The following is a 24,889-nucleotide window of genomic DNA, read 5'->3' on the forward strand; positions in this document are numbered from 1 at the left end:
ACATGCGTACGCTCTGCGCCTCGACGCTGATCGGCGAGTTCTTCGTGCTGGGCTTCGCGGGCCTGGTGGCGATGAAGGACCCGGAGCTGGGCATGGGCACCGTCTGGGCGGTGTGCGGCGTCCTGATGGGGGTGAGCCTGCTGCTGTGCGGCATGATCACTCGTCCGGGCGGAGTCCAGCTGGGGTGGGCGCTGCAGATCGCCCTCGTCCTGAGCGGCTTCGTCGTCCCGGTCATGTTCTTCCTCGGCGCGGTCTTCGCGGGTCTGTGGTGGGCGTCCCTCCACTTCGGCCGCAAGATCGACGAGGCGAAGGCCCGCTGGGCCGCCCAGAACGAGGCCGGCGCCTCCTCGGCGTAGCCGTACCGCCGGTGCCGGACGACGCACCACGCGCCGCGGGCGGCTCGTCGTTCCCCGCGGACGCGGGGGCGGCCCGCCGATGACGAACGGCTCGCCGCTCACGGTGGGGTCCCCGCACCCCGCGGGGACGGGGCCGCCGCCCGGGGTCCCCTCCCTTTCGGGGCCCCCTGTAACCTCTGTGCACCGCACGAACGCCTGCAAGGAGCCGCACACCATGACCCAGCGCACCCTCGTCCTCCTCAAGCCCGACGCCGTCCGGCGCGGGCTGATCGGCGAGATCATCGGCCGCATCGAGCGCAAGGCCGGCTGGAGCGTCACCGCGCTGGAGATGCGCACGCTGGACCGGGCGATCCTGGAGCAGCACTACGCCGAGCACGTCGGGCGGCCCTTCTACGAGCCGCTCGTCGCGTTCATGTCCTCCGGGCCCGTCGTCGCGGTGGTCGTCGAGGGGGAGCGGGTCATCGAGGGCGTGCGCCAGCTCGCCGGCCCGACGGACCCGATCGCCGCGGCGCCCGGCTCCATCCGGGGCGACTACGGCACCATCGTCCGGGAGAACCTGATCCACGCTTCGGACTCCGAGGAGTCCGCCATTCGGGAACTGAAGATTTTCTTCCCCGGCCTTTCCTGACCTCCTGTCAGCCATACGCGCTCACGACCTGGGGCGACCGAGTGGTATTTCGGTCGCCCTTCGGCATATGACGGGGGAGACCGGGAACGCATCGCTCCGACACTTCGTCACCTATATAGAGGCGGACCACCGCGCCGTGTTCGCGGAAGCGGCACTACGATGGAATCCTCCGCTCCACACGATCCAGCGCGCCGTCCTGAGAAGCCGTCAACGCTCTATGGGAAGGCCCGGCGCTCCTCATGGGAAACAAGGGGAACTCAATGTCGTTCATCGGCCGTGACATGGCTGTCGACCTCGGGACCGCCAACACGCTGGTGTACGTCAGGGGTCGCGGCATCGTCCTCAACGAGCCGTCGGTCGTCGCCATCAACACCAATACCGGCGGCATCCTGGCGGTCGGCGCAGAGGCGAAGAAGATGATCGGCCGGACCCCCGGCAACATCGTCGCGGTGCGCCCGCTGAAGGACGGGGTGATCGCGGACTTCGAGATCACCGAGCGGATGCTCCGCTACTTCATCCTGAAAATCCACAAGCGCCGCTATCTCGCCCGCCCCCGCGTCGTCGTCTGCGTGCCGTCCGGCATCACGGGCGTCGAGCGCCGCGCGGTCATCGAGGCGTCCACCCAGGCCGGCGCGCGGCAGGTGCACATCATCGAGGAGCCCATGGCGGCCGCCATCGGCTCGGGCCTGCCGGTCCACGAGGCCACGGGCAACATGGTCGTCGACATCGGCGGCGGCACGACCGAGGTCGCCGTCATCTCCCTCGGCGGGATCGTCACCGCGCAGTCCATCCGGGTCGCCGGCGACGAGCTGGACAACGCGATCATCCAGCACGTCAAGAAGGAGTACAGCCTCCTCCTCGGCGAGCGCACCGCCGAGCAGATCAAGATCACCATCGGTTCGGCGTACGAGCTCGGCGAGGACGAGCACACCGAGATCCGCGGCCGCGACCTGGTCTCCGGCCTGCCGAAGACCGTCGTCATCTCCGCCTCGGAGGTACGCAAGGCCATCGAGGAGCCCGTCAACGCCATCGTCGACGCCGTGAAGACGACCCTCGACAAGTGCCCGCCCGAGCTGTCCGGCGACATCATGGACCGCGGCATCGTCCTCACCGGCGGCGGCGCCCTGCTGCGCGGCCTCGACGAGCGGCTGCGCCAGGAGACGGGCATGCCCATCCACATCGCCGAGGACCCGCTGGACTCGGTGGCGCTGGGTTCCGGCAAGTGCGTCGAGGAGTTCGAGGCGCTCCAGCAGGTCCTGGACGCCCAGCCCCGCAGATAGCGCGTGCGCGATCAGCCGTACGGGTGTTGCCAGGCCCGTACGGCTGATCGTTGGTATAACGGCACAAACATTCCTACGAGGAAGGCACGGCCGCCCCACGTGAGGGACACGAAAGAGAGCCGGCTGCTTCTGGCGCTTCTGGTCGCCGTCGCGTTCGCGCTGATCACGGTGGACATCCGCGGCGGTGAGGAGTCACCGGTCGACGGAGCCCGGCGCGTCGCCGCCACCGTCTTCGGTCCGGTCGAGAACAGCGTCGCGTCCGCGGTGGACCCCATCGGCAACGCGATCGGGGCCGTACGGGACTCCGATGAGCGCCACAGCCGCATCGCGCAGCTGGAGAGGGAGAACGCCGAGCTGAAGGTGAAGCTCGGCAGCGACGACCGCAACCGCAACCGCGTCCGCGAGCTGGACAAGCTGCTCAGGACGGCCGGCGCGGGACAGTACGGCATCAAGGCGGCCGAGGTCGTCGCCATAGGGGCCGCCCAGGGCTTCTCCTGGACGGTCACCATCGACGCCGGCTCCCGGGACGGCATCCGCCGCGACATGACCGTCATCAACGGCGACGGGCTCGTCGGCCGCGTCACCACCGTCGGCCCCTCCACCGCGACCGTGCTGCTCGCCAACGACCCGGACTTCACGGTCGGCACGCGGATAGAGCGCACCAACGAGCTGGGCTTCGCCACCGGCCAGGGCGAGCGCCCGCTGTCGGTGCAGCTCCTCAACGGCAAGGCGAAGGTGAAGCCCGGCGACCGGCTCGTCACCTTCGGCTCCCAGGCCGACCGCCCCTTCGTGCCCGGCGTGCCCGTCGGCGAGGTCATCCGCGTCGACCCGTCCAGCGGCGACCTGACCCGCCGGCTGTTCGTCCGCCCGTACGCCGGGTTCAGCCGCCTCGACATCGTCGGCGTCGTCGTCCAGGCCCCCCGCACCGACCCGCGCGACACGGTCCTGCCCGCCAAGCCGAAGCCCGCCCCGACGGTCACCGTGACGGTCACCCCGTCCCCGGGCGGCGAGCAGCCGCAGGGCGAGCAGGACGAGCGGATGAACGCCCAGCCCGGCGTGACCCCCCGCACCGACGAGCAGGAGCAGGAGTAGTCCCATGCGCTTCAACCGGATCCTGCTCTCCAGCACCCTGGTCGTCGTCGCCCTCGTCGTCCAGGTCTCCGTCCTCGCCCGCCTCCACCTGCCCGGCGCCGTCCCCGACCTGGTCCTGCTGACCGTCCTCAGCCTGTCCATGGTGTACGGGCACGTCAGCGGCGCCCTCATCGGCTTCGCCGCCGGCCTCCTCGCCGACCTCGCCCCGCCCGCCGACCACGCCGTCGGCCGCTACGCCCTGGTCCTGTGCGTCATCGGCTACGTCGCGGGGCTCACCAGGCCGGAGACCGGCCAGCCCCGGTCCGCGGCCGGCCCGATGGTCATGGTCGTCGCCGCCGCCATCGGCTCCACGCTGCTGTACGCGGGCGTCGGCGCCCTCGTCGGCGACACCGGGGCCCGCCACGTCGGCCTCGCCTCGCTGATCCTCACCGCCGTCGTCTACGACCTGCTGCTCGCGCCGTTCACCGTGCCGTGGATCATGGCGCTGGCCCGGCGGGCCGACAACGACCCGCTCGCCGAGCCCGCCACCGCCGGCGGTGACGTCACCGCGAGCTGGACGGCCGGCGGCACCGGTCTGCGCGTCGGTGAACGGCGCGGCGGGCTGCGCGCCCGGGCCGCCCGCGGCAGGGCCGCCCGCGCCGCCCGCATCAAGGGGGTCAAGCGCCTGTGAGGCCGGCCCGACCGCGACGAGAGCGGCACGCGACACGAACGAACCGAGACGTCCGGGGGAGGGAGTCGTGAGCAACATTCCCGAGACGGGCCGGACCCCGCGGGTCCAGATCCGCCTCATCGTCATCCAGGTCCTCGTCTTCTCCCTGCTCCTCACCCTCCTCGGCCGCCTGTGGTACCTCCAGATCCGCAACGGCGAGGAGTACACCAACGAGGCGAAGAACAACCACGTCCAGCAGGTCGTCCAGCCCGCCGTGCGCGGCACCATCCTCGACGCCCGCGGCGTGCCCCTCGCCGACAACGAGACCCGCCTGGTCGTCTCGGCCTCCCGCACCAAGCTCATGCGCATGGAGGACCGCGGCAAGGGCGTCCTCACCCGCCTCGCCGGCGTCCTCGGCATGACGCCCAAGGAGGTCATGGACAAGGTCCGCCTCTGCGACGCCAAGACCCCGCAGCCCTGCTGGAACGGCTCCCCCTACCAGCCGATCCCCATCACCGACGAGGCGACCACGCAGCAGGCCCTGCAGATCCGCGAACGCGCCGAGGACTTCCCCGGCATCACCGCCGAGCCCACCGCCGTACGCCGCTACCCGGCCCCCGGCAAGGCCCGCACCGCGCAGGTCCTCGGCTACCTCTCGCCCGTCACCGACGAGGAGATCGAGAAGGCCAAGGACACCGACTCGCCGTTCCTCCGCTCCGACCAGGTCGGCCGCTCCGGCATCGAGCGCACCTACGACAAGTACCTGCGCGGCAAGGCCGGCGTCACCCGCTACGAGGTCGACAACCTCGGCCGCGTCCTCGGCCAGGCGGAGAACGACCCGGCGGTCCCCGGCTCCACCCTCGTCACCTCCATCGACGCCCGCGTCCAGGCCGTCGCCGAGTACGAGCTCCACCAGGCGATGAAGAACGTCCGCAAGGAGACCGACAGGGTCACCGGCCGCCCCTACAAGGCGGACGCGGGCGCCGTCGTCGTCATGGAGTCCAAGACCGGCCGCGTCGTCGCGATGGCCTCCCAGCCCGACTACGACCCCAACGCCTGGGTCGGCGGCATCTCCGGCACCGAGTACGCCAGGCTCACCAGCAAGAACTCCAACTACCCGCTGCTCAACCGGGCCATCCAGGGCCAGTCGCCCGCCGGCTCCGTCTTCAAGGTCGTGTCGGCGAGCGCGGCCGTGCGGGCCGGCTACCCCTTCGACAACCGCTACAACTGCAGCAGCTCCTACAGCCTCGGCGGCCGGAGCTTCGCGAACTTCGAGTCCAAGGGGCACGGCCCGATCACCCTCGGGGACGCCCTCAAGTACTCCTGCAACACCGTCTTCTACGCCCTCGGCCACAAGGAGTGGCAGCGCGACGGCGGCCTCAAGCCGAACAAGAACGCCCACGACTGGTTCTACCGGACCGCCCACGACTTCGGCTTCGGCTCCGAGACCGGCATCGACCTGCCGAACGAGGTCAGCGGACGCATCCCCGACCGCCAGTGGAAGCAGAGGTTCTGGGAGGCCAACAAGGACTCCTGGTGCAAGCAGGGCAAGAAGGGCGGCACCTACGTCGAGCAGATCGCCTACGAGAACTGCCTCGAAGGCAACCAGCTGAAGGCGTTCGACAGCATCAACTTCGCCATCGGCCAGGGCGACGTCCTCATCACGCCCGTCCAGCTCGCCACCGCCTACGCCGCCATCAGCAACGGCGGCACCCTCTTCGCGCCCACCATCGGCAAGGCCCTGATCAGCCCCGACGGCAAGAAGGTCCAGGAGATCAAGCCCAAGTCCCGCGGCAGGCTGCCGGTCGACGCCGAGACCATCAGCGACCTCGACAAGGGCCTGCGCTCCGTCGTCGAGCCCGGCGGCACCGCCGCCTGGCGGTTCGGCGGCTGGCCGCAGGACAAGATCCCGATGCGGGCCAAGACCGGCACCGCCCAGGTGTACGGCAAGCAGACCACCTCGTGGTTCGCCACCTACACCGACGACTACACGATCGTCATGACGATCTCCCAGGGCGGCACCGGCTCCGGCGCCTCCGGCCCCGCGGTCCGCAACATCTACGACGCCCTCTACGGCCTCGACGACGAGGGCAACCAGGACCTCAAGCGGGCCCTCCTGCCCAAGCCGCAGAAGGACCTGCCGAAGATCCAGCCCGACGGCACCATCGAGGCGCCCACCGTCAAGCCGTACGACCCCGAAGCGCAGAAGCCCAAGAAGGGCGACGGACAGGACGACGGACAACAGGGCCTCGCCGGCCCGCCGCCGGTCTGGAGGGACTGACCGACCACCATGCCCGGAACCAACGCCTTCTCCGTCCCCCGGTACGCCCCCGAGCCCGGCGGCCTGTGGGCCAGGCTCACCGCCCGCGACTCCCTGGTGCGCCGCCTCGACTGGCCGCTGCTGTTCTCGGCGCTGGCCCTCTCCCTCGTCGGCGCGCTCCTCGTGTGGTCGGCCACCCGCAACCGCACCGAGCTCACCCAGGGCGACCCGTACTCGTTCCTCTTCAAGCACCTGCTGAACACGAGCATCGGCATCGCCCTGATGGTCGGCACGATCTGGCTGGGCCACCGCACCCTGCGCGGCGCGGTGCCCTTCCTGTACGGCCTCTCCGTCGTGCTCGTGCTGCTCGTCCTCACCCCGCTGGGCGCCACCATCAACGGCGCCCACGCGTGGATCGTCCTCGGCGGCGGCTTCTCCCTCCAGCCGTCCGAGTTCGTGAAGGTCACGATCATCCTCGGCATGGCGATGCTGCTCGCGGCACGCGTCGACGCCGGGGACCAACTCCACCCCGACCACCGCACCGTCGCCAAGTCGCTGGTCCTCGCCGTCCTCCCCATGGCGATCGTCATGCTGATGCCGGACCTCGGCTCCGTGATGGTCATGGTCGTGATCGTCCTCGGCGTGCTCCTCGCCTCCGGCGCCTCCAACCGGTGGATCTTCGGCCTGATCGGCGCCGGTGTCACCGGCGCGGTCCTCGTCGCCGTGCTCGGCGTCCTCGACGAGTACCAGATCAACCGCTTCGCCGCGTTCGCCAACCCCGAACTCGACCCCGCTGGTGTCGGCTACAACACCAACCAGGCCCGCATCGCCATCGGCTCCGGCGGCCTGTACGGCGCGGGACTCTTCAACGGCCACCAGACGACCGGCCAGTTCGTCCCCGAGCAGCAGACCGACTTCATCTTCACCGTCGCCGGCGAGGAGCTCGGCTTCCTCGGCGCCGGCACGATCATCGCCCTGCTCGGCCTCGTCATGTGGCGCGCCTGCCGCATCGCCCGCGAGACGACCGAGCTGTACGGCACGATCGTCGCCGCCGGCATCATCGCCTGGTTCGCCTTCCAGTCCTTCGAGAACATCGGCATGACCCTCGGCATCATGCCCGTCGCCGGCCTGCCCCTGCCGTTCGTCTCCTACGGCGGCTCGTCCATGTTCGCCGTGTGGATCGCCGTCGGCCTGCTCCAGTCCATCCGCTCCCAACGGCCCATGACGGCATAGGCGCACCCGGGCGCAACGGTCCAACGGCGCGTTGGACTACATTCGGTACATGGCGGAGACAAAACGCGAAATCGAGCGAAAGTACGAAGCCACCACCGACACGAGGGTGCCGGACCTCACCCGGGTCCGCGGGGTGTCCCGCGTCGTCGACGCGGGCACCGCGGACCTCGACGCCGTCTACTACGACACCCCCGGCCTGCGCCTCGCCGCGCACTCCATCACCCTGCGCCGCCGCACCGGCGGCGGCGACGCGGGCTGGCACCTCAAACTGCCCGTCGCCCCCGGGGTCCGCGACGAGATCGGCGCGCCCCTCGACGACGACGTGCCGCCGTCCCTCGCCGCGCTCGTCCGCGCCCGCACCCGCGGCGACGCCCTCACCCCCGTCGTACGGCTGCGCTCCTCCCGCGACGTGCGCCACCTCCTCGACGGCGACGGCGGCCTCCTCGCCGAACTGAGCACCGACACCGTCCACGCCGAACGCCTCACCGGGGGCGGCGGCACCGCGCGGTGGACCGAGATCGAGGTGGAACTCGCGGACGGCGGCGACCCGGCGCTGCTGGACGCCGTCGGCAAGCGGCTCCGCAAGGCCGGCATCCGCCCCGCCGCGTCCCCCTCCAAGCTCGCCCGGGCCCTGGAGGAGACCGGCACCCCACCCCGTGCGGCCCGGCCCCCCGCGCCGGACGGAACGGCCGGCGACCACGTCCTGGCCTACCTCCGCGCCCAGGTCGACGCCCTCCTCGACCACGACGCCGGCCTGCGCCGCGACCGGCCCGACGCCGTCCACCAGATGCGCGTCGCCACCCGCCGCCTGCGCAGCGCCCTCCGCAGCCACCGCGCGGTCCTCGACCGGGAGGCCACCGCCCCCCTCGCCGCCGAGCTGAAGTGGCTCGCCGCCGAACTGGGCGTCGACCGCGACCGGGAGGTGCTCGACGCGCGCCTGCTCGCGGCCCTCGACACGGTCCCGCGCACCCTCCAGCTCGGCCCGGTGCGCGGTCGCCTCCGCCGCTGGTCCGCCGCCCGCGAGGCCGGCTCGCGCGGCCGCCTCCTGGAGATCCTCGACGGCGACCGCTACCTGGCCCTCCTCGACGCCCTGGACACCCTCCTCGCCGACCCGCCGCTGCGCCCCGCCGCGGCGAAGGCCCCGGAGAAGGTGTTGGCCAAGGCGATCGGGAAGGACTACGCGCGCGTGGCGGCCCGTCTCGAACGCGCCCTGGCGCTCGACCCCGGCCCCGAGCGGGACACGGCCCTCCACGAGGCGCGGAAGGCCGCCAAGCGCGCCCGGTACTCCGCCGAGCCGGCCGCCCCCGTCCTCGGCAGGCCCGCGCGGCGCCTCGCCAAGGGGATGAAGGCGGTCCAGCGGCTCCTCGGTGACCACCAGGACAGCGTCGTCGCCCGCGAAGCCCTCCGGAACCTCGCCGTCCAGGCGAACGGCGCGGGGGAGTCGTCCTTCACCTGGGGCCTCCTCTACGCCCGGGAGGAGGCCGCGGCAGCGGCCAGGGAGCGGGAGCTGCCGGAGGCGTGGGCGAAGGTGTCGCTCCGGGGTCTGGACGGCTGAGCCGTTCGCCGTACCGGGGGGCGGCCCCGGGCGCGTTACGCTTGAGGGCCGCCCCCGTCAGCTCACGAAGGTTCCCCGAAATGCCTGAGTCGGTCTTCCCACAGCTCGAAGCTCTGCTCCCGCATGTGCAGAAGCCGATCCAGTACGTCGGAGGCGAGCTCAACTCCACGGTCAAGCCGTGGGAGAGCTGCGACGTCCGCTGGGCGCTCATGTACCCCGACGCGTACGAGGTCGGCCTGCCCAACCAGGGCGTCATGATCCTCTACGAGGTGCTGAACGAGCGCGAGGGCGTCCTCGCCGAGCGCACGTACAGCGTGTGGCCCGACCTGGAGAAGCTGATGCGCGAGCACGGCGTGCCGCAGTTCACGGTGGACAGCCACCGCCCGGTCGGCGCGTTCGACGTCTTCGGCCTGAGCTTCTCCACCGAGCTGGGCTACACCAACATGCTCACCGCGCTCGACCTGGCGGGCATCCCGCTGGAGGCGCGCGAGCGCACCCTCGACGACCCGATCGTCCTCGCCGGCGGCCACGCCGCGTTCAACCCCGAGCCGATCGCGGACTTCATCGACGCCGCGGTGATCGGCGACGGCGAGCAGGCCGTCCTGGAGATCACCGACATCATCCGCGCGTGGAAGGCCGAGGGCCGCCCCGGCGGCCGTGAGGAAGTCCTCTTCCGCATGGCGCGGACCGGCGGCGTGTACATCCCGCGCTTCTACGACGTGGAGTACCTGCCGGACGGCCGCATCGGCCGCGTCGTGCCCAACCGGTCCGGGGTGCCGTGGCGCGTGTCGAAGCACACGGTCATGGACCTCGACGAGTGGCCGTACCCGAAGCAGCCGCTCGTCCCGCTCGCCGAGACGGTCCACGAGCGGATGTCCGTCGAGATCTTCCGCGGCTGCACCCGCGGCTGCCGTTTCTGCCAGGCCGGCATGATCACGCGCCCCGTGCGGGAGCGAAGCATCACCGGCATCGGCGAGATGGTCGACAAGGGCCTCAAGGCGACCGGCTTCGAGGAGGTCGGCCTGCTCTCCCTGTCCTCCGCGGACCACTCCGAGATCGGCGACGTCGCCAAGGGCCTCGCGGACCGCTACGAGGACGACAAGATCGGCCTGTCGCTCCCCTCGACCCGTGTCGACGCGTTCAACGTCGACCTGGCCAACGAGCTGACGCGCAACGGCCGCCGGTCCGGTCTCACCTTCGCCCCCGAGGGCGGCTCCGAGCGCCTGCGCAAGGTCATCAACAAGATGGTCTCGGAGGAGGACCTGATCCGCACGGTCGCCACGGCGTACGGCAACGGCTGGCGCCAGGTGAAGCTGTACTTCATGTGCGGCCTCCCCACGGAGACCGACGACGACGTCCTCCAGATCGCCGACATGGCGGCGAACGTCATCGCCAAGGGCCGCGAGGTGTCGAGGTCCAACGACATCCGCTGCACGGTCTCCATCGGCGGTTTCGTGCCCAAGCCGCACACGCCGTTCCAGTGGGCGCCGCAGCTCTCCGCCGAGGAGACCGACGCCCGCCTGGAGAAGCTCCGCGACAAGATCCGCGGCGACAAGAAGTACGGCCGCTCGATCGGCTTCCGCTACCACGACGGCAAGCCGGGCATCGTCGAGGGCCTCCTGTCGCGCGGCGACCGGCGCGTCGGCGCCGTCATCCGCGCCGTGTTCGAGGACGGCGGCCGCTTCGACGGCTGGCGCGAGCACTTCTCGTACGACCGCTGGATGGAGTGCGCCGAGAAGACGCTGCCGCAGTACGGCGTCGACGTCGATTGGTACACGACGCGCGAGCGCACCTACGAGGAGGTCCTGCCCTGGGACCACCTGGACTCCGGCCTGGACAAGGACTGGCTGTGGGAGGACTGGCAGGACGCCCTCGACGAGACCGAGGTCGAGGACTGCCGCTGGACGCCCTGCTTCGACTGCGGCGTCTGCCCCCAGATGGACACCCACATCCAGATCGGCCCGACCGGCAAGAAGCTGCTTCCGCTCACGGTCGTCAAATAGCCGCCGACGAGGCGCGACGCCCTGACAACGGCCCGTCCCGGGGGAGACCCCGGGGCGGGCCGTCGCGTTACGGGGGCGGGGACCGGGGAGCGCCCGCCGCGGCGCCGGGGGAGAGCCCGCCGCGGCGCGGACCCGGGGGCCGCCCGGCGACGGCCGTCAGACCGCCCGTCCGGACCGCCGCCCCGCCCGTCCGCCCGTCCGCCCGGACCCCCTGAGCCCGGACCGTCGGCCCGGGCCGTGCGCCCTGTCCGATCGTCCTGACCCGTCGGTGCGGATCGCCGTCCTGCCCGTCCGCGTGGACCGTGCGCCCTGTCCGACCGTCCTGCCCGTCCGTGCGGACCGTGCGCCCCGCCCGTCCGCCCGGGCCGTCGTCCCGCCTGGTGTGCGAGGGCGTCCCGCCGCACGGTTCCGCGCCCCCCGGGCCGTTTCCTCCCCGTGTCCCCGCCCTCCCGGGGGTGGCGCCGCGCGCCGGCCGGTGCGGGCCCCGCCGCGCGACCCGTGGGAGAGGGGCGCGTTCCTGCGCGTACCCTGGGTAGGACGACGACTGCTCCCGGCGCGGCGCCCGCCCCCGAGGTCTCCCCGCACCAGCGGGGGTGATCCGGGCGGGTCCCCCGGGACGTCCACCGCATCCGGTGGGCGGCGCGCCACCGCGCCGCCCCGCACCGAGGAGAAGAACCACTGGGCAAGCGACAGCCCGAAGGCCCGCCGCCCGCACCGGCGGTGCAGCGCATCCGACTGCGCTACACCAAGCGCGGCCGCCTCCGGTTCACCAGCCATCGAGACTTCCAGCGCGCGTTCGAGCGCGCGCTGCGCCGCGCCGAGGTGCCCATGGCGTACTCGGCCGGTTTCACGCCCCACCCCAAGGTGTCGTACGCGAACGCCGCGCCGACCGGTACGGCCTCCGAGGCCGAATACCTGGAGATCGCGCTCACCGAGCCGCGCGACCCCGCGAAGCTGCGGGAGCTGCTCGACGAGTCCCTCCCCGGCGGCCTCGACATCGTCGACGCCGTCGAGGCCCGCACCTCCGGCCTCGCCGACCGGCTCACCGCCTCCGTGTGGGAGCTGCGGCTCGACGGGGTCGACCCGGCCGACGCCGAGCGGGCCGTCGCCGCGTTCCTCGCGGCGGACACCGTGGACGTGCAGCGCATGACCAAGAACGGCCTGCGCACCTTCGACGCCCGCGCCGCCGTGGCGGGGCTCGAAACCGTTCCCGCTTCGGCTGATAGGCCGCTGGACGGCCCCTGTGCGATACTGCGGCTGGTTGTTCGGCACGTGACACCTGCCGTTCGACCCGACGACGTCCTGTCCGGTCTCCGAGCTGTGGCCGACCTGGCGCCGCCGGTCCCCGCAGCGGTGACCAGGCTGGCGCAGGGGCTCTTCGACGAGGAGTCCGGCACGGTGACCGACCCGCTCGCGCCCGACCGCGAGGCAGTCACGGCCGCCCCTTCCAAGGCCGCCGGACCCGCCGCCGCGACGGCGCCGGAAGGTGCAGGTTCCGCGTAGGAGCGTTCGTCGAAGCGCGGCCCTGGCACTCGGAGCCACCTGGGTCGGGTCGCGTACAGACACAGGAGACTTTCGCCAGGCCGTACGCAGAAGGCGTACGGAACCGGCGAGCCAGACATAACAGCTCCCGTGCGGCGCCCGCGCCCCGGACGGCGGCCACCGCGCATCACGCGGTGCCGCGGCCGGACCGGACACAGGCGCGGCGCCCGGGAGCGTGACGGGAGAACCGCCCGCATGCTCGAGTCGAACGAAACCGGCACCGCCGGTATCAACGAGGACAACAACACACCCAGCGACACGCTGCCGCCGCGCCGCAGGCGCCGCGCCGCGTCGCGCCCCGCGGGTCCGCCGGTCACGGCGGACACCGCCCCCGAGACCGTCGTGACCACGGTCGCTCCGGCCGCCGAGGCCGCCGCGTCCGACACGCCCGCCGCTTCCGGGGACGCGCCCGAGGCCGCCGCACCGGCGCGCCCGCGCCGTCGTGCGACCCGCAAGGCCACTGCGCCCGCGGCCGAGGCGCCGCAGGCCGCAGAGGTCGTCGAGGCCCCCGCCGCGCCCGTCGAGGCCCCCGCGCCCGTCGAAGCCGCCGCTGAGGAGCCGGCTGCTCCGGCTCGTACGCGTCGTCGTGCGACCCGCAAGGCGACCGCGCCCGCGGCCGAGGCGCCGCAGGCCGCAGAGGTCGTCGAGGCCCCCGCGCCTGCCGCCGAGGAGCCGGTCGCCCCGGCCCGTACGCGTCGTCGTGCGACCCGCAAGGCCACTGCGCCCGCGGCCGAGGCGCCGCAGGCCGCAGAGGTCGTCGAGACCCCCGCCGCGCCTGCCGAGGCCCCCGCGCCCGTTGAGAGCCCCGCTGCCGAGGTTCCCGCCGCCGAGGAGCCGGTCGCCCCGGCTCGTACGCGTCGTCGTGCGACCCGCAAGGCGACCGCGCCCGCCGTCGAGGCGCCGCAGGCCGCGGAGGCCACCGAGGCTCCTGCCGCGCCTGCCGAGGCGCCCGCGCCTGCCGAGGCCCCCGCGCCCGCCGCCGAGGAGCCGGCTGCTCCGGCTCGTACGCGCCGCCGTGCCACCCGCAAGGCCACTGCGCCGGTCACGCGGCCGGAGCCCGTGCCCGCCGAGGAGACCGAGACCGAGGCCGAGGTGGGCGAGAGCCTGCCCGCCGCCACCGTCGCGCAGATCACCACCGAGGAGCCCGGCCGGGTCGCCGCCGCCGAGCAGGCCGCCTCCCGGGGCCGTACGCGCCGCCGCGCGACCTCCCCGCAGTTCACCGCCGAGCCCCCGCAGGGCCCCGAGCGCGGCCGCCGCCCGGCGCGCCCCGCCGTGCCGGTGTTCCAGGCCCCGGTCTTCACCGAGCCGATGTTCCAGACCCCGGAGACCGCCGCCGCGGCGGCCGCGGCCGCCGCCGCCGAGGCCGCGGAAGCCGCCGAGGTGGAGGTGGAGGAGGAGACGGCCGAGGCCGTCGAGCCCGCCGCCGAGCGCGCCGAGACCGGTGGTCGCCGTCGCCGTCGCCGCCGCGGCGAGCCCGCCGAGGCCGTACGCCCCGTCGAGCCCGCTCCCGTGGAGGAGGCCGAGCCCGAGGCCGCCGAGGAGGAGCCCGAGGAGGCCGCCGCCGAGGGCGACGAGCAGGACGAGTTCGAGGAGCGCCCGTCGCGCCGCCGCCGCCGGGGCGGTCGCCGTCGCCGCCGCGGCGAGTCCGCCGACGCGGACGACCACGACGAGACCGCCGAGGCCGCCGAGGAGGAGGACGACGAGGACGACCGCGACGAGTCCGCCGAGACCGACGCCGAGTACGAGTCCGAGTCCGAGGGCCCCGAGGGCGACGCCACCCCGTCCGCCGCCGGTACGAGCAGCTCGCGCCGCCGTCGCCGCCGTCGCCGCCGCAGCGGTGAGCCCGCCGCGGAGGCCGAGGCGGCCACCGAGGAGGACGGCGTCCGCACGGTCGTCAAGGTCCGCGAGCCGCGCCCCAAGGCCGAGCCGTCCGACGAGGTGCAGTCCATCAAGGGCTCCACGCGCCTGGAGGCGAAGAAGCAGCGCCGCCGCGAAGGCCGCGAGCAGGGCCGCCGCCGCGTCCCGATCATCACCGAGGCCGAGTTCCTCGCCCGCCGCGAGGCCGTCGAGCGGGTCATGGTCGTCCGCCAGCACGGCGACCGCACGCAGATCGGCGTCCTCGAGGACAACGTGCTCGTCGAGCACTACGTCAACAAGGAGCAGGCGACCTCGTACGTCGGCAACGTCTACCTGGGCAAGGTCCAGAACGTGCTGCCGTCCATGGAGGCCGCGTTCGTCGACATCGGCAAGGGCCGCAACGCCGTCCTGTACGCCGGTGAGGTCAACTTCGAGGCGCTCGGCATGGCCAACGGGCCGCGCCGCATCGAGACCGCACTCAAGTCCGGCCAGTCCGTCCTCGTCCAGGTGACGAAGGACCCCATCGGCCACAAGGGCGCCCGCCTCACCAGCCAGGTCTCCCTGCCCGGCCGGTACCTGGTGTACGTGCCCGAGGGCTCGATGACCGGCATCAGCCGCAAGCTGCCCGACACCGAGCGGGCCCGGCTGAAGACCATCCTCAAGAAGATCGTCCCCGAGGACGCGGGCGTCATCGTGCGCACCGCCGCCGAGGGCGCCAGCGAGGACGAGCTGCGCCGCGACGTCGAGCGGCTCCAGGCGCAGTGGGAGGAGATCCAGCAGAAGGCGAAGGGCGGCAACGCCCCGACGCTCCTGTACGGCGAGCCGGACATGACCGTCCGCGTCGTCCGCGACATCTTCAACGAGGACTTCTCGAAGGTCATCGTCAGCGGCGACGAGGCGTGGGAGACCATCCACGGCTACGTGTCGCACGTCGCGCCCGACCTGGCGGACCGGCTGCAGCGCTGGACCTCCGAGGTCGACGTCTTCGCGACGTACCGGATCGACGAGCAGCTGATGAAGGCGCTCGACCGGAAGGTGTGGCTGCCGTCCGGCGGCTCGCTGGTGATCGACAAGACCGAGGCGATGGTCGTGATCGATGTCAACACCGGCAAGTTCACCGGCCAGGGCGGCAACCTGGAGGAGACCGTCACCAGGAACAACCTGGAGGCGGCCGAGGAGATCGTCCGGCAGCTGCGCCTGCGCGACCTGGGCGGCATCGTCGTCATCGACTTCATCGACATGGTGCTGGAGTCCAACCGGGACCTGGTGCTGCGGCGCCTGCTGGAGTGCCTGGGCCGGGACCGGACGAAGCACCAGGTGGCCGAGGTCACGTCGCTGGGCCTGGTCCAGATGACCCGCAAGCGGGTCGGCCAGGGACTGCTGGAGTCGTTCTCCGAGACCTGCGTCCACTGCAACGGCCGCGGCGTCATCGTCCACATGGAGCAGCCCGGCACCGCGGGCGGCGGTGGCGGCAAGCGGTCCCGCAAGCGCGGTCGCGGCGGCGCCGAGCAGCACGAGCACGTCGAGCAGCCGCACGAGTACGTCGAGCCCGCCGAGGCCGCCGAGGCGCCCGCCGCCGTCGAGGCCCCGCAGGCCGAGGCGCCCGCCCCGGCCGCCGAGCCGGAGACGGCGTTCGCCCCGGACGAGGAGCTGTACTCCAGCGCCGCCGAGGCCGAGGCCGCCGCGGCCCGCGGTCGTACGCGCCGCCGTGCGAGCCGCAGGGCGTCCGCCCCGGCCGGCGCGCCGCGCGCCGCGGAGACCGCGCCGGTCGTGGAGGCCCCGGTGACCCCGGTCGCCGAGCCCGCGACGGTGACGGAGCCGGAGGTGGCCGCCCCGGCCGCCGAGCCGGAGCCGGCCGCCGTCACGCCGGAGACCGCCGAGGTCACCGAGGCCGCGCCCGAGGCGCCCGCCGAGGCCGCGCCGCAGGGCCGTACGCGCCGCCGTGCCACCCGCAAGGCGACCGCGCCGGCCGGATCGCCGAAGGCCGCCGAGGCCGCCGTCGTCGTGGCCCCCGCAGCCCCCGAGGCGCCGGCCGCTCCCGAGGCGCCGGTCGCTCCCGAGGCGCCGGTGACCGAGGAGCCGGCCGTCGAGGCGCCCGCGCCCGCGGCGGCCCCGCCGCGGGCACGCCGCCGGGTGGTCCGCAAGGTCACCGCTCCCGCCGGTTCGCCGTCGGGCGCGCAGGAGGCCGCGATCGTCGTCGTGAGCAGCCCGTCGGCCCCGGCGGAGCCCGCTCCGGCGGAGGCGGAAGCGGAGCCCGCCGAGGCGGGGGCCGCCGCCGAGCCGGAGGCCCCGGCCGCCGAGAAGCCCGCCCGGAAGACCGCCGCCAAGAAGGCCACGGCCAAGAAGACCGCCGCCAAGAAGACGGCGGCCAAGAAGACCGCGGCGAAGAAGACGACCGCCAAGAAGACCACGGCCACCAAGGCCACGGCCACCAAGGCGGCGTCGAAGACGGCGAAGACGGCCAAGGCGGCGAAGACCGCCAAGTCGGCCAAGAAGACCGCTGCCGCCGAGCAGTCGTCGGAGCCTTCCGTGACGGTGGTCACGGAGGACTGAACGCTCGGTGGAGCGTGGCCGAAATGATCTGTGTCCCGCCTCGCATTCCTGCGGGGCGGGGCATGGATTTTGTTTCAGAATCGATGCTTCCGGCCCTTAACGGCCCGGAAATTGGCAGAGACATTCCTGATAATGTGACGCGGGTCGATGCCGTTCACCGTTCCCCACCGGAGCGTGCGGGCGGTGTGCGACTCGGTTCCGGGCCGGACCCGTCCCGGCCGTCATCGGTAGGGCGTCGGCATCGCGCCGGAGGGGTAGACGCGCGCTCACGACGAGACGTACGCACACCCCGGACCTCTGCCACATAGAGCTCTTGCGGTGTTCAAGGAGGACGTCCATGCCGAGCGTCAACGAGCAGCCCATCCCCGCTGCCCGCCCGGTCATCGGTGAAGAAGAGATCGAAGCCGCCGTACGCGTACTGCGCAGCGGCCGCGTCGTGCAGGGCCCGGAGGTGGCGGCCTTCGAGGAGGGCTTCGCCGACCTCGTCCAGGGCCGCCACTGCGTTGCCGTCAACTCCGGCACCTCGGCGCTGCACCTTCTCCTGATGGCCCTGAACGTCGGCCCGGGTGACGAGGTCATCGTGCCGTCGTTCTCCTTCGCGGCCTCCGCCAACGTGATCCGGCTGGTCGGCGCCGACGCCGTCTTCGTCGACATCGACCCGGACACCTTCTGCGTGGACCCGGCCGCCGTCGAGGCCGCCATCACCCCGCGCACGGTCGCGATCATGCCGGTGCACCTGTACGGCCACCCGGCCGCGATGGACGAGATCATGGCCATCGCCGACAAGCACAAGCTGGCCGTCGTCGAGGACGCCTGCCAGGCGCACGCCGCCGCCCTCCACGGCACCCCGGTCGGCGCGTTCGGCGTCGGCGGCACGTTCAGCTTCTACCCGACCAAGAACATGCACTCCCTCGAGGGCGGCATGGTCACGGTCGCGGACGCGGAGATCGCCCGCACCCTGCGCCTGCTGCGCAACCAGGGCATGGAACAGCGGTACGCCAACGAGATCGTCGGCGCCAACATGCGCATGACCGACGTCGCCGCCGCCGTGGGCCGCGTCCAGCTCGCGAAGCTGAACGGCTGGACCGAGCAGCGCATCGCCAACGCCGCGTACCTCTCCGAGCACATCACCGCGCCGAACGTGGTGACCCCGGTCGTCGCCGAGGGCGCGCGCCACATCTACCACCAGTACACGATCCGCGTCCTCGGCGACCGCGACGCCGCCATGGCGAAGCTCACCGAGGCCGGCGTCGGCAACGCCGTGTACTACCCGACGCCAATCCACCGCCTGAAGCCGTACTGGGAGCCGGACCAGAAGGCCGGCCGCCACTGGGACCTGCCGGAGACGGAGAAGGCGGCCGCCCAGGTCGTCTCCCTGCCCGTCCACCCGTCGCTGACCCGGAACGACCTGGAGCGGATCGTCACCGCCGTGAACGCGCTGGGGGAGGAACTGTGACCGCCACCACCGGAACGCTCCGGGCCGGCCTCGTCGGCCTCGGCTCCATGGGCCGCCACCACGCCCGCGTCCTCGCCGGGCTGGAGGGCGTCCAGCTCGTCGGCGTCGTCGACCCGATGGGCGACAAGAACGGCTGGGCGCAGGGCGCCCCCGTCCTCGCCACCGTCGAGGAACTGCTCGCCCTCGGCGTGGACTACGCCGTCGTCGCCTGCCCGACCGCCCTCCACGAGGAAGTCGGCCTGAAGCTGGCCGAGGCCGGCGTGTGCGCGCTCATCGAGAAGCCCGTCGCGGACACCGTCGACGGCGCCCGCCGCCTCGTCGAGGCGTTCGAGTCGCGCGGCCTGGTCGCCGGCGTCGGCCACATCGAGCGGTGCAACCCGGCGCTGCGCTCCCTGCGCGCCCGCCTGGAGGCCGGCGAGCTGGGCGACGTGTACCAGGTCGTCACGCGCCGCCAGGGCCCCTTCCCGCACCGCATCGCGGACGTCGGCGTCGTCAAGGACCTGGCCACCCACGACATCGACCTCACCGGCTGGGTCACCGGCCAGACGTACACGTCGATCGCCGCGCACACGGTGTCCAAGTCGGGCCGCCCGCACGAGGACATGGTGTCCGCCGTCGGCCAGCTCTCCGACGGGACGATGGTCAGCCACCTGGTCAACTGGCTGAGCCCGCTCAAGGAGCGCTTCACGTCCGTCACCGGTGAGCGCGGCTGCTTCATCGCCGACACCCTCACCGCCGACCTGACGTTCTACTCCAACGCCGCCGTCGCCACCGAGTGGGAGGCCCTGCGCGCCTTCCGCGGGGTCGCCGAGGGCGACATGGTCCGGTACGCGATCCCGAAGCGGGAGCCGCTCCTCGTGGAGCACGAGCTGTTCCGCGACGCGGTCCTCGGCAAGTCCGACGACATCTGCACGCTGCGGCAGGGCCTGCGGACCGTGGAGGTCGCCGCGGCCGTCCTGGAGTCCGCCGCGACCGGCGACACGATCCGTCTCGACGGCGCGGCAAAGGGGTAGGGGTAATCTCCCTTGACCAGACCTGATGTCACCGTCGTCGTGGCGGTCTACAACACGATGCCGTACCTGACGGAGTGTCTGAACTCGCTCGTCAAGCAGAGCATCGGCAGGGACCGCCTGGAGATCGTGGCCGTCGACGACGGCTCGACCGACGACAGCGGCCGGGAGCTCGACCGCTTCGCGGAGCGGTACCCCGGCGTCGTGAAGGTCATCCACCAGGCCAACTCCGGTGGCCCGGCCGCTCCCAGCAACCGGGCCCTGGAGGTGGCCACCGGCCGCTACGTGTACTTCGTCGGCTCCGACGACCGCCTCGGCCGGGAGGCCCTGGAGCGCATGGTGAAGTGCGCCGACGAGCACGGCTCCGACGTCGTCGTCGGCAAGATGGTCGGCACCAACGGCCGGTACGTCCACCAGGCGCTCTACCAGCGGAACGACCCCGACGTCAGCCTGTACGACTCGGCGCTGCCGTTCACGCTCGCCAACACCAAGCTGTTCCGGCGGGACCTCGTCGAGCAGCACAAGCTGCGCTTCCCCGAGGACATGCCGGTCGGCTCCGACCAGCCGTTCACCATCGAGGCGTGCGTCCGCGCGAGGAAGATCTCCGTCCTCGCCGACTACACGTACTACTACGCGGTGAAGCGCGGCGACGCGTCCAACATCACCTACCGCGCCGACCACCTCTCCCGGCTGCGCTGCACCGCGCAGATCATGGAGCACACGGCGCGGCTCATCGAGGCCGGGCCGAAGCGCGACGCGGTCCTCAAGCGCCACTTCACGTGGGAGCTCGCCAAGCTCGTCCAGGGCGACTTCCCGTCCCTGGACCGCGCCACCCGGGTCGAGGTGTGCGCCGGCATCGCCGAACTGGCCGACGCGTACTTCACCGACGCGCTGCGCGACTCCATGGACGTCAGGCGGCGGGTGCGGATCGCCCTCGCCCAGCGCGGCGCCGTCGACCTGCTGGTCCGCGCCATCGAGGACGAGGCGGAGCACGGCGCCCCGCCGATGCTGCTGGAGGACGGCCGCGCGTACCTGCGCTACCCCGGCTTCCGCGACCCCGCCCTCGGCCTGCCCGACCGGCTGTTCGAGGTGGTCGGCGAGGCCGTGCCCGCGCAGCTCGCGGACGGCACGCGCCTGGTCTCGGCCGCGTGGGAGCAGGACGGCGACGACATGGCCGTCTCCCTCGCCGTCCGCGTCCCCGTCACCGGCGAGACCGGCACCGCGACCGTGCGCCTCGCCGACGGGGCCCTGCCGAAGAGCGCCGACAAGCCCGGTGGCCGCCGCGTCCCCGTCGGCACCGAACTGCCCCCCCTCGCGGGCGGGACCAGCCAGGAGGCGGCGGCGGACGGCACCGGGACCGTGCTGCTGACCCGCGTCCCGCTCCCGCCGGTCCGGGCCAGGCTCGGCGTCCGCGCCTACCTGGATGTGGCAGGCTCGACGTACGAGATCCCCGTCAAGACACAGGGGGCGCCGCTGCCCCTGGCCCGGCGCTGGCGCGAGAAGGTCCCGTACCGGCTCTCCGCCACCGCCGACGCCAAGGGGCGGCTGGTCATCACCACGGCCCCGCTGTGGGAGCCCCCGCCCGGCGCCAGCCTGCGACTGCGCCGCGTCCTGTCCCGTGTGAAGAGGAAACTGACCCGATGAACATCTGTGTAGTCGCGCTCGGCAAGATCGGTCTGCCGCTCGCCGTGCAGTTCGCCGACAAGGGCCACAAGGTCATCGGCGCCGACGTCAACGAGAAGGTCGTGGAGCTGGTCAACGCCGGCACCGAGCCCTTCCCCGGCGAGCACGACCTGGACGTCAAGCTGAAGAAGGCCGTCGACGCCGGCCTGCTCACCGCCACCACGGACACCGCCGCCGCCGTCGCGCGGTCCGAGGCCGTCGTCGTGGTCGTCCCGCTGTTCGTGGACGCCGAGGGCACCCCCGACTTCGGCTGGATGGACTCCGCCACCCGGGCCATCGCCAAGGGCCTCAAGCCGGGCACCCTCGTCTCGTACGAGACGACCCTCCCCGTCGGCACCACCCGCACCCGCTGGGCGCCGATGCTGGAGCAGGGCTCCGGCCTCACCGCCGGCGAGGACTTCCACCTGGTCTTCTCCCCGGAGCGCGTCCTCACCGGCCGCGTCTTCGCCGACCTGCGCCGCTACCCGAAGCTCGTCGGCGGCATCGACGAGGCGTCCACCCGGCGCGGCGTCGAGTTCTACGAGCAGGTCCTCGACTTCGACGAGCGCGCCGACCTGCCGCGGCCGAACGGCGTGTGGGACCTCGGCACCGCCGAGGCGTCCGAGCTCGCCAAGCTCGCCGAGACCACGTACCGCGACGTCAACATCGGCCTGGCGAACCAGTTCGCCCGCTTCGCCGACAAGAACGACATCGACGTCAAGAAGGTCATCGAGGCCTGCAACTCCCAGCCCTACAGCCACATCCACCAGCCGGGCATCGCCGTCGGCGGCCACTGCATCCCGATCTACCCGCGGATGTACCTGTGGAACGACCCGGAGGCGACCGTCGTCCGCTCCGCGCGCGAGGCGAACGCCGCGATGCCGGAGTACGCCGTCGACCTGCTGGCCGCCGCCTACGGCGACCTGAAGGACGTGGGCGTGCTCGTGCTGGGCGCCGCCTACCGCGGCGGCGTCAAGGAGACCGCCTTCTCCGGCGTCTTCCCGACCGTCGAGGCGCTCAAGGCGCGCGGCGCCGTCCCGTACGTCTCCGACCCGATGTACACGGACGAGGAGCTGGCCGCCCACGGCCTCACCCCGCACCGGGGCGAGAAGGTCACCGCGGCGATCCTCCAGGCCGACCACGCCGAGTACCGCGAGCTGGCGGCCTCGGACCTGCCGGACGTGAAGGTCCTCGTCGACGGCCGCCGCACCACCGACCCGGCCCGCTGGGAGGGTGTCCGCCGCGTCGTCATCGGCGGCTGAACACCCGCGCTCCACAGCGCTCCACAGCCGCTGACACCCAGGCCCTGTCCCGCCCGTCCGGCGGGGCAGGGCCGACCTGCTGGAGGTTCCACGATGACCTGGTTGATCACCGGAGGCGCCGGTTTCATCGGCTCGCACGTGGTGCGGGCGATGACCGCGGCGGGAGAGCCCGTCGTCGTCGTCGACGACCTGACGTCGGGACGCGCCGACCGGCTGCCCGCCGGCGTCCCGCTGGAGAGCGGCTCGGTCCTCGACCGGGACTTCCTCGACCGCGTCCTGCGCGAGCACGCCGTCACCGGCATCGTGCACACCGCGGCGAAGAAGCAGGTCGCCGAGTCGGTGGCGAAGCCGCTCCTCTACTACCGGCAGAACGTGGAGGGCGTGCGCGTCCTCCTCGACGCCGCCGTCGCGGCCGGTGTCCGCCGGTTCCTGTTCTCCTCGTCGGCCGCCGTGTACGGGACGCCCGACGTGGACCTGGTCACCGAGAAGACCCCGTGCGCGCCGATCAACCCGTACGGCGAGACGAAGCTCGTGGGGGAGTGGATGACCGGCGCGGCCGGCCGGTCCCACGGCATGGCCACCGCCGCGCTGCGCTACTTCAACGTGGCGGGCGCGGCCACGCCCGAGCTGGCCGACAAGGGCGCGTACAACCTGGTGCCGATGGTCTTCGAGCGGCTCGCGGCCGGGCGGGCGCCGCTGGTCTTCGGCGACGACTACCCGACGCCGGACGGGACGTGCGTCCGCGACTACATCCACGTCGAGGACATCGCCTCCGCGCACCTCGCCGCGGCGCGCCGGCTCGTCGAGGACCCGCGGGCGGAGCTGGTGCTCAACGTGGGCCGCGGCGAGGGCGTGTCGGTCCGGGAGATGGTCCGCGTGATCCAGGAGGTCACCGGGTTCACGGACAGCGGCCTGGAGGTCGCCCCGCGACGCCCGGGCGACCCGGCGCGGGTGGTCGCGTCCGCGGACCTGATCCGCGAGGAACTGGGCTGGACGGCCCGCTACGGCATCCGCGAGATGGTCGAGTCGGCCTGGCGCGGCTGGTCCCTGAGCCACCCCGCCTGACCCGCCCCCGCCCACCGACCGGGGCGCACGCCCCGGGCCCCCGGACGGAGCCCTCGGTACGGGCCCCCTGGACGGAGCCCGCGGGTACGGGTCCTCCCCTGTGGACGGAGCCCGCGGGGTGGAGGCTCCGGAGGGAGTCCCCGGGCGGGGCCCCTTCCGATGGAACCCCCGGGCGGGGCCCGGACGGTGCCCCCGGGAGGCGGCTCTCCCCGGACGGAGCCCTTGGCACGGGCCCCTGCACGGAGCCCGCGGGGTGGGGGTCCCCCCCTGGACGGAGTCCTCGGGGAGCACCCCGCGGCGGCCCGGCTCAGGAGCCGGCCGGCTCCCAGGCGCCCAGGGCCAGCCCCGGCTCGGGCTTCTGGCGGGCCACCCAGAGCGCGCCGTCCGTGCCGATCGCGGCCATCACGACCCGCCCGGCCCCGTCCAGCGCCAGCGACGGCGCCCCCAGGCACGGGCTCCCGGTGAGCGTCCAGGTGGCCCCGGCCTCCTCGTTCCCCGTCGGGTACGCGGCGAGCGCCGGCCGCCCCGTCGCCCGGTCCCGGTGCGCCAGCACCGTGCAGTCGTGGCCGTCCACGTCGGTGCGCAGCACCGCCACCGGCCCGGTGCCGGTGCCCTCCCCCACCCGGGCCGGCTCCCCCTCGGCCGGGCGCCAGGCGCGCACCGTGCCGTCCTCGGCGTCGTGCCAGAAGTGGGTGAGCCCGCCGTCCTCGCCCGTCACCACGGACGTCAGCGAGTCGGGCGCGACGCGCAGCGGCACGTCGTCGGCGCGCGCGAAGGGAGCGCCGGGCTTCTCCCAGCTCCAGCGCTGCAGCACCTCCGACGTGGGCGCGAGGATCTCCAGGTGGCCGTCGCCGGCGAGGGCCGCGGACGCCGTGCCCACCACCCGCCTGCCCTTGATGTCCAGCCAGCCGTTCCAGGCGCCCGTCCTGGCCTGGTTGCGGACGGTCACCCCGCGGCCCGCGTTGCGGATGAAGACGTGGAGGGAGCCGTCACCGTCCACGACGGCCGACGGGAGACCCATCTTCTCGGCCAGCGACGGGTCCGAGGGGTACGGGGACGCCAGCGACCGCCACTCGCGCAGCGGGCGGCCCGTCTGGTACTGGATGGCGTAGACGATCTCGTGGGCCGCCGCCCCGTCCGACAGCGGCCTGCGGCGCGTCCCCACCAGGTGGACGTAGCCGTCGGCGCCCTGGGCGACCGAGAAGTACGGCAGCAGGTCCGGCGCGGGGAGCGGCTCGGGGCCCTTCCAGGCGGGGCCGCCGGGGCGGGTCTCGGTCCAGCGCAGCACGTGGCCGTCCCCCGGGGCGTAGGCCGTGAGCCGGCCGTCCTTGCCGCGCACCAGCCAGCCGGTGGTCGCCGGCACCGAGGGGTCCAGGACCGGAAGGGGCGCTCTCCCGGCCGGTTCGGGCCGGCCGTCCCGGCGTTT

General features: G+C 73.2%; 17 protein-coding genes. 16 read left to right on the forward strand and 1 reads right to left on the reverse strand.

All coding sequences use genetic code 11. The annotated features are described in order from the left end of the window. Positions 1-2: 2 nt before the first annotated feature. The 16 genes from AC07D6_RS01140 to galE all read left to right on the forward strand — a co-directional run bounded on the left by AC07D6_RS01140 (position 3) and on the right by galE (position 23,463). The gene (locus tag AC07D6_RS01140) at positions 3-356 is read left to right on the forward strand and encodes a DUF4233 domain-containing protein (protein WP_315878026.1); all 354 of its coding nucleotides are present in this window, start codon (positions 3-5) and stop codon (positions 354-356) included. Between the two features lie 214 nt (positions 357-570). Further along, positions 571-984 carry a nucleoside-diphosphate kinase gene (ndk, locus tag AC07D6_RS01145; RefSeq protein ID WP_479041022.1) on the forward strand — a complete coding sequence of 138 codons (414 nt, stop codon included), beginning with the start codon at positions 571-573 and terminating at the stop codon, positions 982-984. Positions 985-1,244: 260 nt separating this feature from the next. Next, the gene (locus tag AC07D6_RS01150) at positions 1,245-2,264 is read left to right on the forward strand and encodes a rod shape-determining protein (RefSeq protein ID WP_315878122.1); all 1,020 of its coding nucleotides are present in this window, start codon (positions 1,245-1,247) and stop codon (positions 2,262-2,264) included. 99 nt (positions 2,265-2,363) lie between these two features. Further along, positions 2,364-3,356, forward strand: a complete 993-nt coding sequence (gene mreC / locus AC07D6_RS01155; RefSeq protein WP_479041025.1) for a rod shape-determining protein MreC — start codon at positions 2,364-2,366, stop codon at positions 3,354-3,356. A 4-nt stretch (positions 3,357-3,360) separates the two neighbouring features. Next, positions 3,361-4,026: a rod shape-determining protein MreD gene (gene mreD / locus AC07D6_RS01160; protein WP_315878029.1), complete on the forward strand. Its 666-nt coding sequence runs from the start codon at positions 3,361-3,363 to the stop codon at positions 4,024-4,026. Positions 4,027-4,093: 67 nt separating this feature from the next. Beyond that, complete coding sequence (mrdA, locus tag AC07D6_RS01165; RefSeq protein WP_479041028.1) at positions 4,094-6,286, forward strand: penicillin-binding protein 2; 2,193 nt, start codon at positions 4,094-4,096, stop codon at positions 6,284-6,286. Positions 6,287-6,295: 9 nt separating this feature from the next. After that, the gene (gene rodA / locus AC07D6_RS01170; RefSeq protein WP_315878031.1) at positions 6,296-7,498 is read left to right on the forward strand and encodes a rod shape-determining protein RodA; all 1,203 of its coding nucleotides are present in this window, start codon (positions 6,296-6,298) and stop codon (positions 7,496-7,498) included. Positions 7,499-7,547: 49 nt separating this feature from the next. Next, positions 7,548-9,053 carry a CYTH and CHAD domain-containing protein gene (locus tag AC07D6_RS01175; RefSeq protein WP_479041030.1) on the forward strand — a complete coding sequence of 502 codons (1,506 nt, stop codon included), beginning with the start codon at positions 7,548-7,550 and terminating at the stop codon, positions 9,051-9,053. A gap of 80 nt (positions 9,054-9,133) precedes the next feature. Further along, the gene (locus AC07D6_RS01180; protein WP_479041032.1) at positions 9,134-11,056 is read left to right on the forward strand and encodes a TIGR03960 family B12-binding radical SAM protein; all 1,923 of its coding nucleotides are present in this window, start codon (positions 9,134-9,136) and stop codon (positions 11,054-11,056) included. 720 nt (positions 11,057-11,776) lie between these two features. Then, positions 11,777-12,559, forward strand: a complete 783-nt coding sequence (locus AC07D6_RS01185) for a TIGR03936 family radical SAM-associated protein (protein WP_315878034.1) — start codon at positions 11,777-11,779, stop codon at positions 12,557-12,559. Positions 12,560-12,793: 234 nt separating this feature from the next. Beyond that, the gene (locus AC07D6_RS01190; RefSeq protein ID WP_479041034.1) at positions 12,794-17,008 is read left to right on the forward strand and encodes an Rne/Rng family ribonuclease; all 4,215 of its coding nucleotides are present in this window, start codon (positions 12,794-12,796) and stop codon (positions 17,006-17,008) included. A gap of 337 nt (positions 17,009-17,345) precedes the next feature. Next, the gene (locus AC07D6_RS01195; protein WP_479041036.1) at positions 17,346-18,464 is read left to right on the forward strand and encodes a DegT/DnrJ/EryC1/StrS family aminotransferase; all 1,119 of its coding nucleotides are present in this window, start codon (positions 17,346-17,348) and stop codon (positions 18,462-18,464) included. Next, a complete protein-coding gene (locus AC07D6_RS01200) occupies positions 18,461-19,477 on the forward strand; it encodes a Gfo/Idh/MocA family protein (protein WP_315878037.1) in 1,017 nt (338 codons plus the stop codon). The genes AC07D6_RS01195 and AC07D6_RS01200 overlap by 4 nt, the downstream gene beginning before the upstream one ends. A 12-nt stretch (positions 19,478-19,489) precedes the next feature. After that, on the forward strand, positions 19,490-21,118 hold the full coding sequence (locus AC07D6_RS01205; RefSeq protein ID WP_479041039.1) for a glycosyltransferase family 2 protein: 1,629 nt from the start codon (positions 19,490-19,492) through the stop codon (positions 21,116-21,118). Beyond that, a complete protein-coding gene (locus tag AC07D6_RS01210; protein ID WP_315878039.1) occupies positions 21,115-22,398 on the forward strand; it encodes a nucleotide sugar dehydrogenase in 1,284 nt (427 codons plus the stop codon). Before AC07D6_RS01205 ends, AC07D6_RS01210 begins: the two co-directional genes overlap by 4 nt. Positions 22,399-22,491: 93 nt before the next feature. After that, entirely contained in the window at positions 22,492-23,463 is a 972-nt protein-coding gene (gene galE, locus AC07D6_RS01215) for a UDP-glucose 4-epimerase GalE (RefSeq protein WP_479041041.1), read from the forward strand. Between the two features lie 307 nt (positions 23,464-23,770). On the opposite strand, the gene AC07D6_RS01220 is transcribed toward galE, so the two are convergent. Further along, positions 23,771-24,826, reverse strand: a complete 1,056-nt coding sequence (locus AC07D6_RS01220; RefSeq protein WP_315878041.1) for a PLL family lectin — start codon at positions 24,824-24,826, stop codon at positions 23,771-23,773. Between the last annotated feature and the right edge of the window lie 63 nt (positions 24,827-24,889).

This window comes from Streptomyces sp. NPDC045287, from assembly GCF_056432325.1.

What these genes read in the sequence shown, in the direction of transcription:
- AC07D6_RS01180 (WP_479041032.1), top strand. Translation starts at nt 9,134, where the DNA reads ATGCCTGAGTCGGTCTTCCCACAGCTCGAAGCTCTGCTCCCGCATGTG.
- galE (WP_479041041.1), top strand. Translation starts at nt 22,492, where the DNA reads ATGACCTGGTTGATCACCGGAGGCGCCGGTTTCATCGGCTCGCACGTG.
- AC07D6_RS01175 (WP_479041030.1), top strand. Translation starts at nt 7,548, where the DNA reads ATGGCGGAGACAAAACGCGAAATCGAGCGAAAGTACGAAGCCACCACC.
- AC07D6_RS01190 (WP_479041034.1), top strand. Translation starts at nt 12,794, where the DNA reads ATGCTCGAGTCGAACGAAACCGGCACCGCCGGTATCAACGAGGACAAC.
- AC07D6_RS01150 (WP_315878122.1), top strand. Translation starts at nt 1,245, where the DNA reads ATGTCGTTCATCGGCCGTGACATGGCTGTCGACCTCGGGACCGCCAAC.
- rodA (WP_315878031.1), top strand. Translation starts at nt 6,296, where the DNA reads ATGCCCGGAACCAACGCCTTCTCCGTCCCCCGGTACGCCCCCGAGCCC.
- mreD (WP_315878029.1), top strand. Translation starts at nt 3,361, where the DNA reads ATGCGCTTCAACCGGATCCTGCTCTCCAGCACCCTGGTCGTCGTCGCC.
- AC07D6_RS01140 (WP_315878026.1), top strand. Translation starts at nt 3, where the DNA reads ATGCGTACGCTCTGCGCCTCGACGCTGATCGGCGAGTTCTTCGTGCTG.
- AC07D6_RS01210 (WP_315878039.1), top strand. Translation starts at nt 21,115, where the DNA reads ATGAACATCTGTGTAGTCGCGCTCGGCAAGATCGGTCTGCCGCTCGCC.
- AC07D6_RS01195 (WP_479041036.1), top strand. Translation starts at nt 17,346, where the DNA reads ATGCCGAGCGTCAACGAGCAGCCCATCCCCGCTGCCCGCCCGGTCATC.
- ndk (WP_479041022.1), top strand. Translation starts at nt 571, where the DNA reads ATGACCCAGCGCACCCTCGTCCTCCTCAAGCCCGACGCCGTCCGGCGC.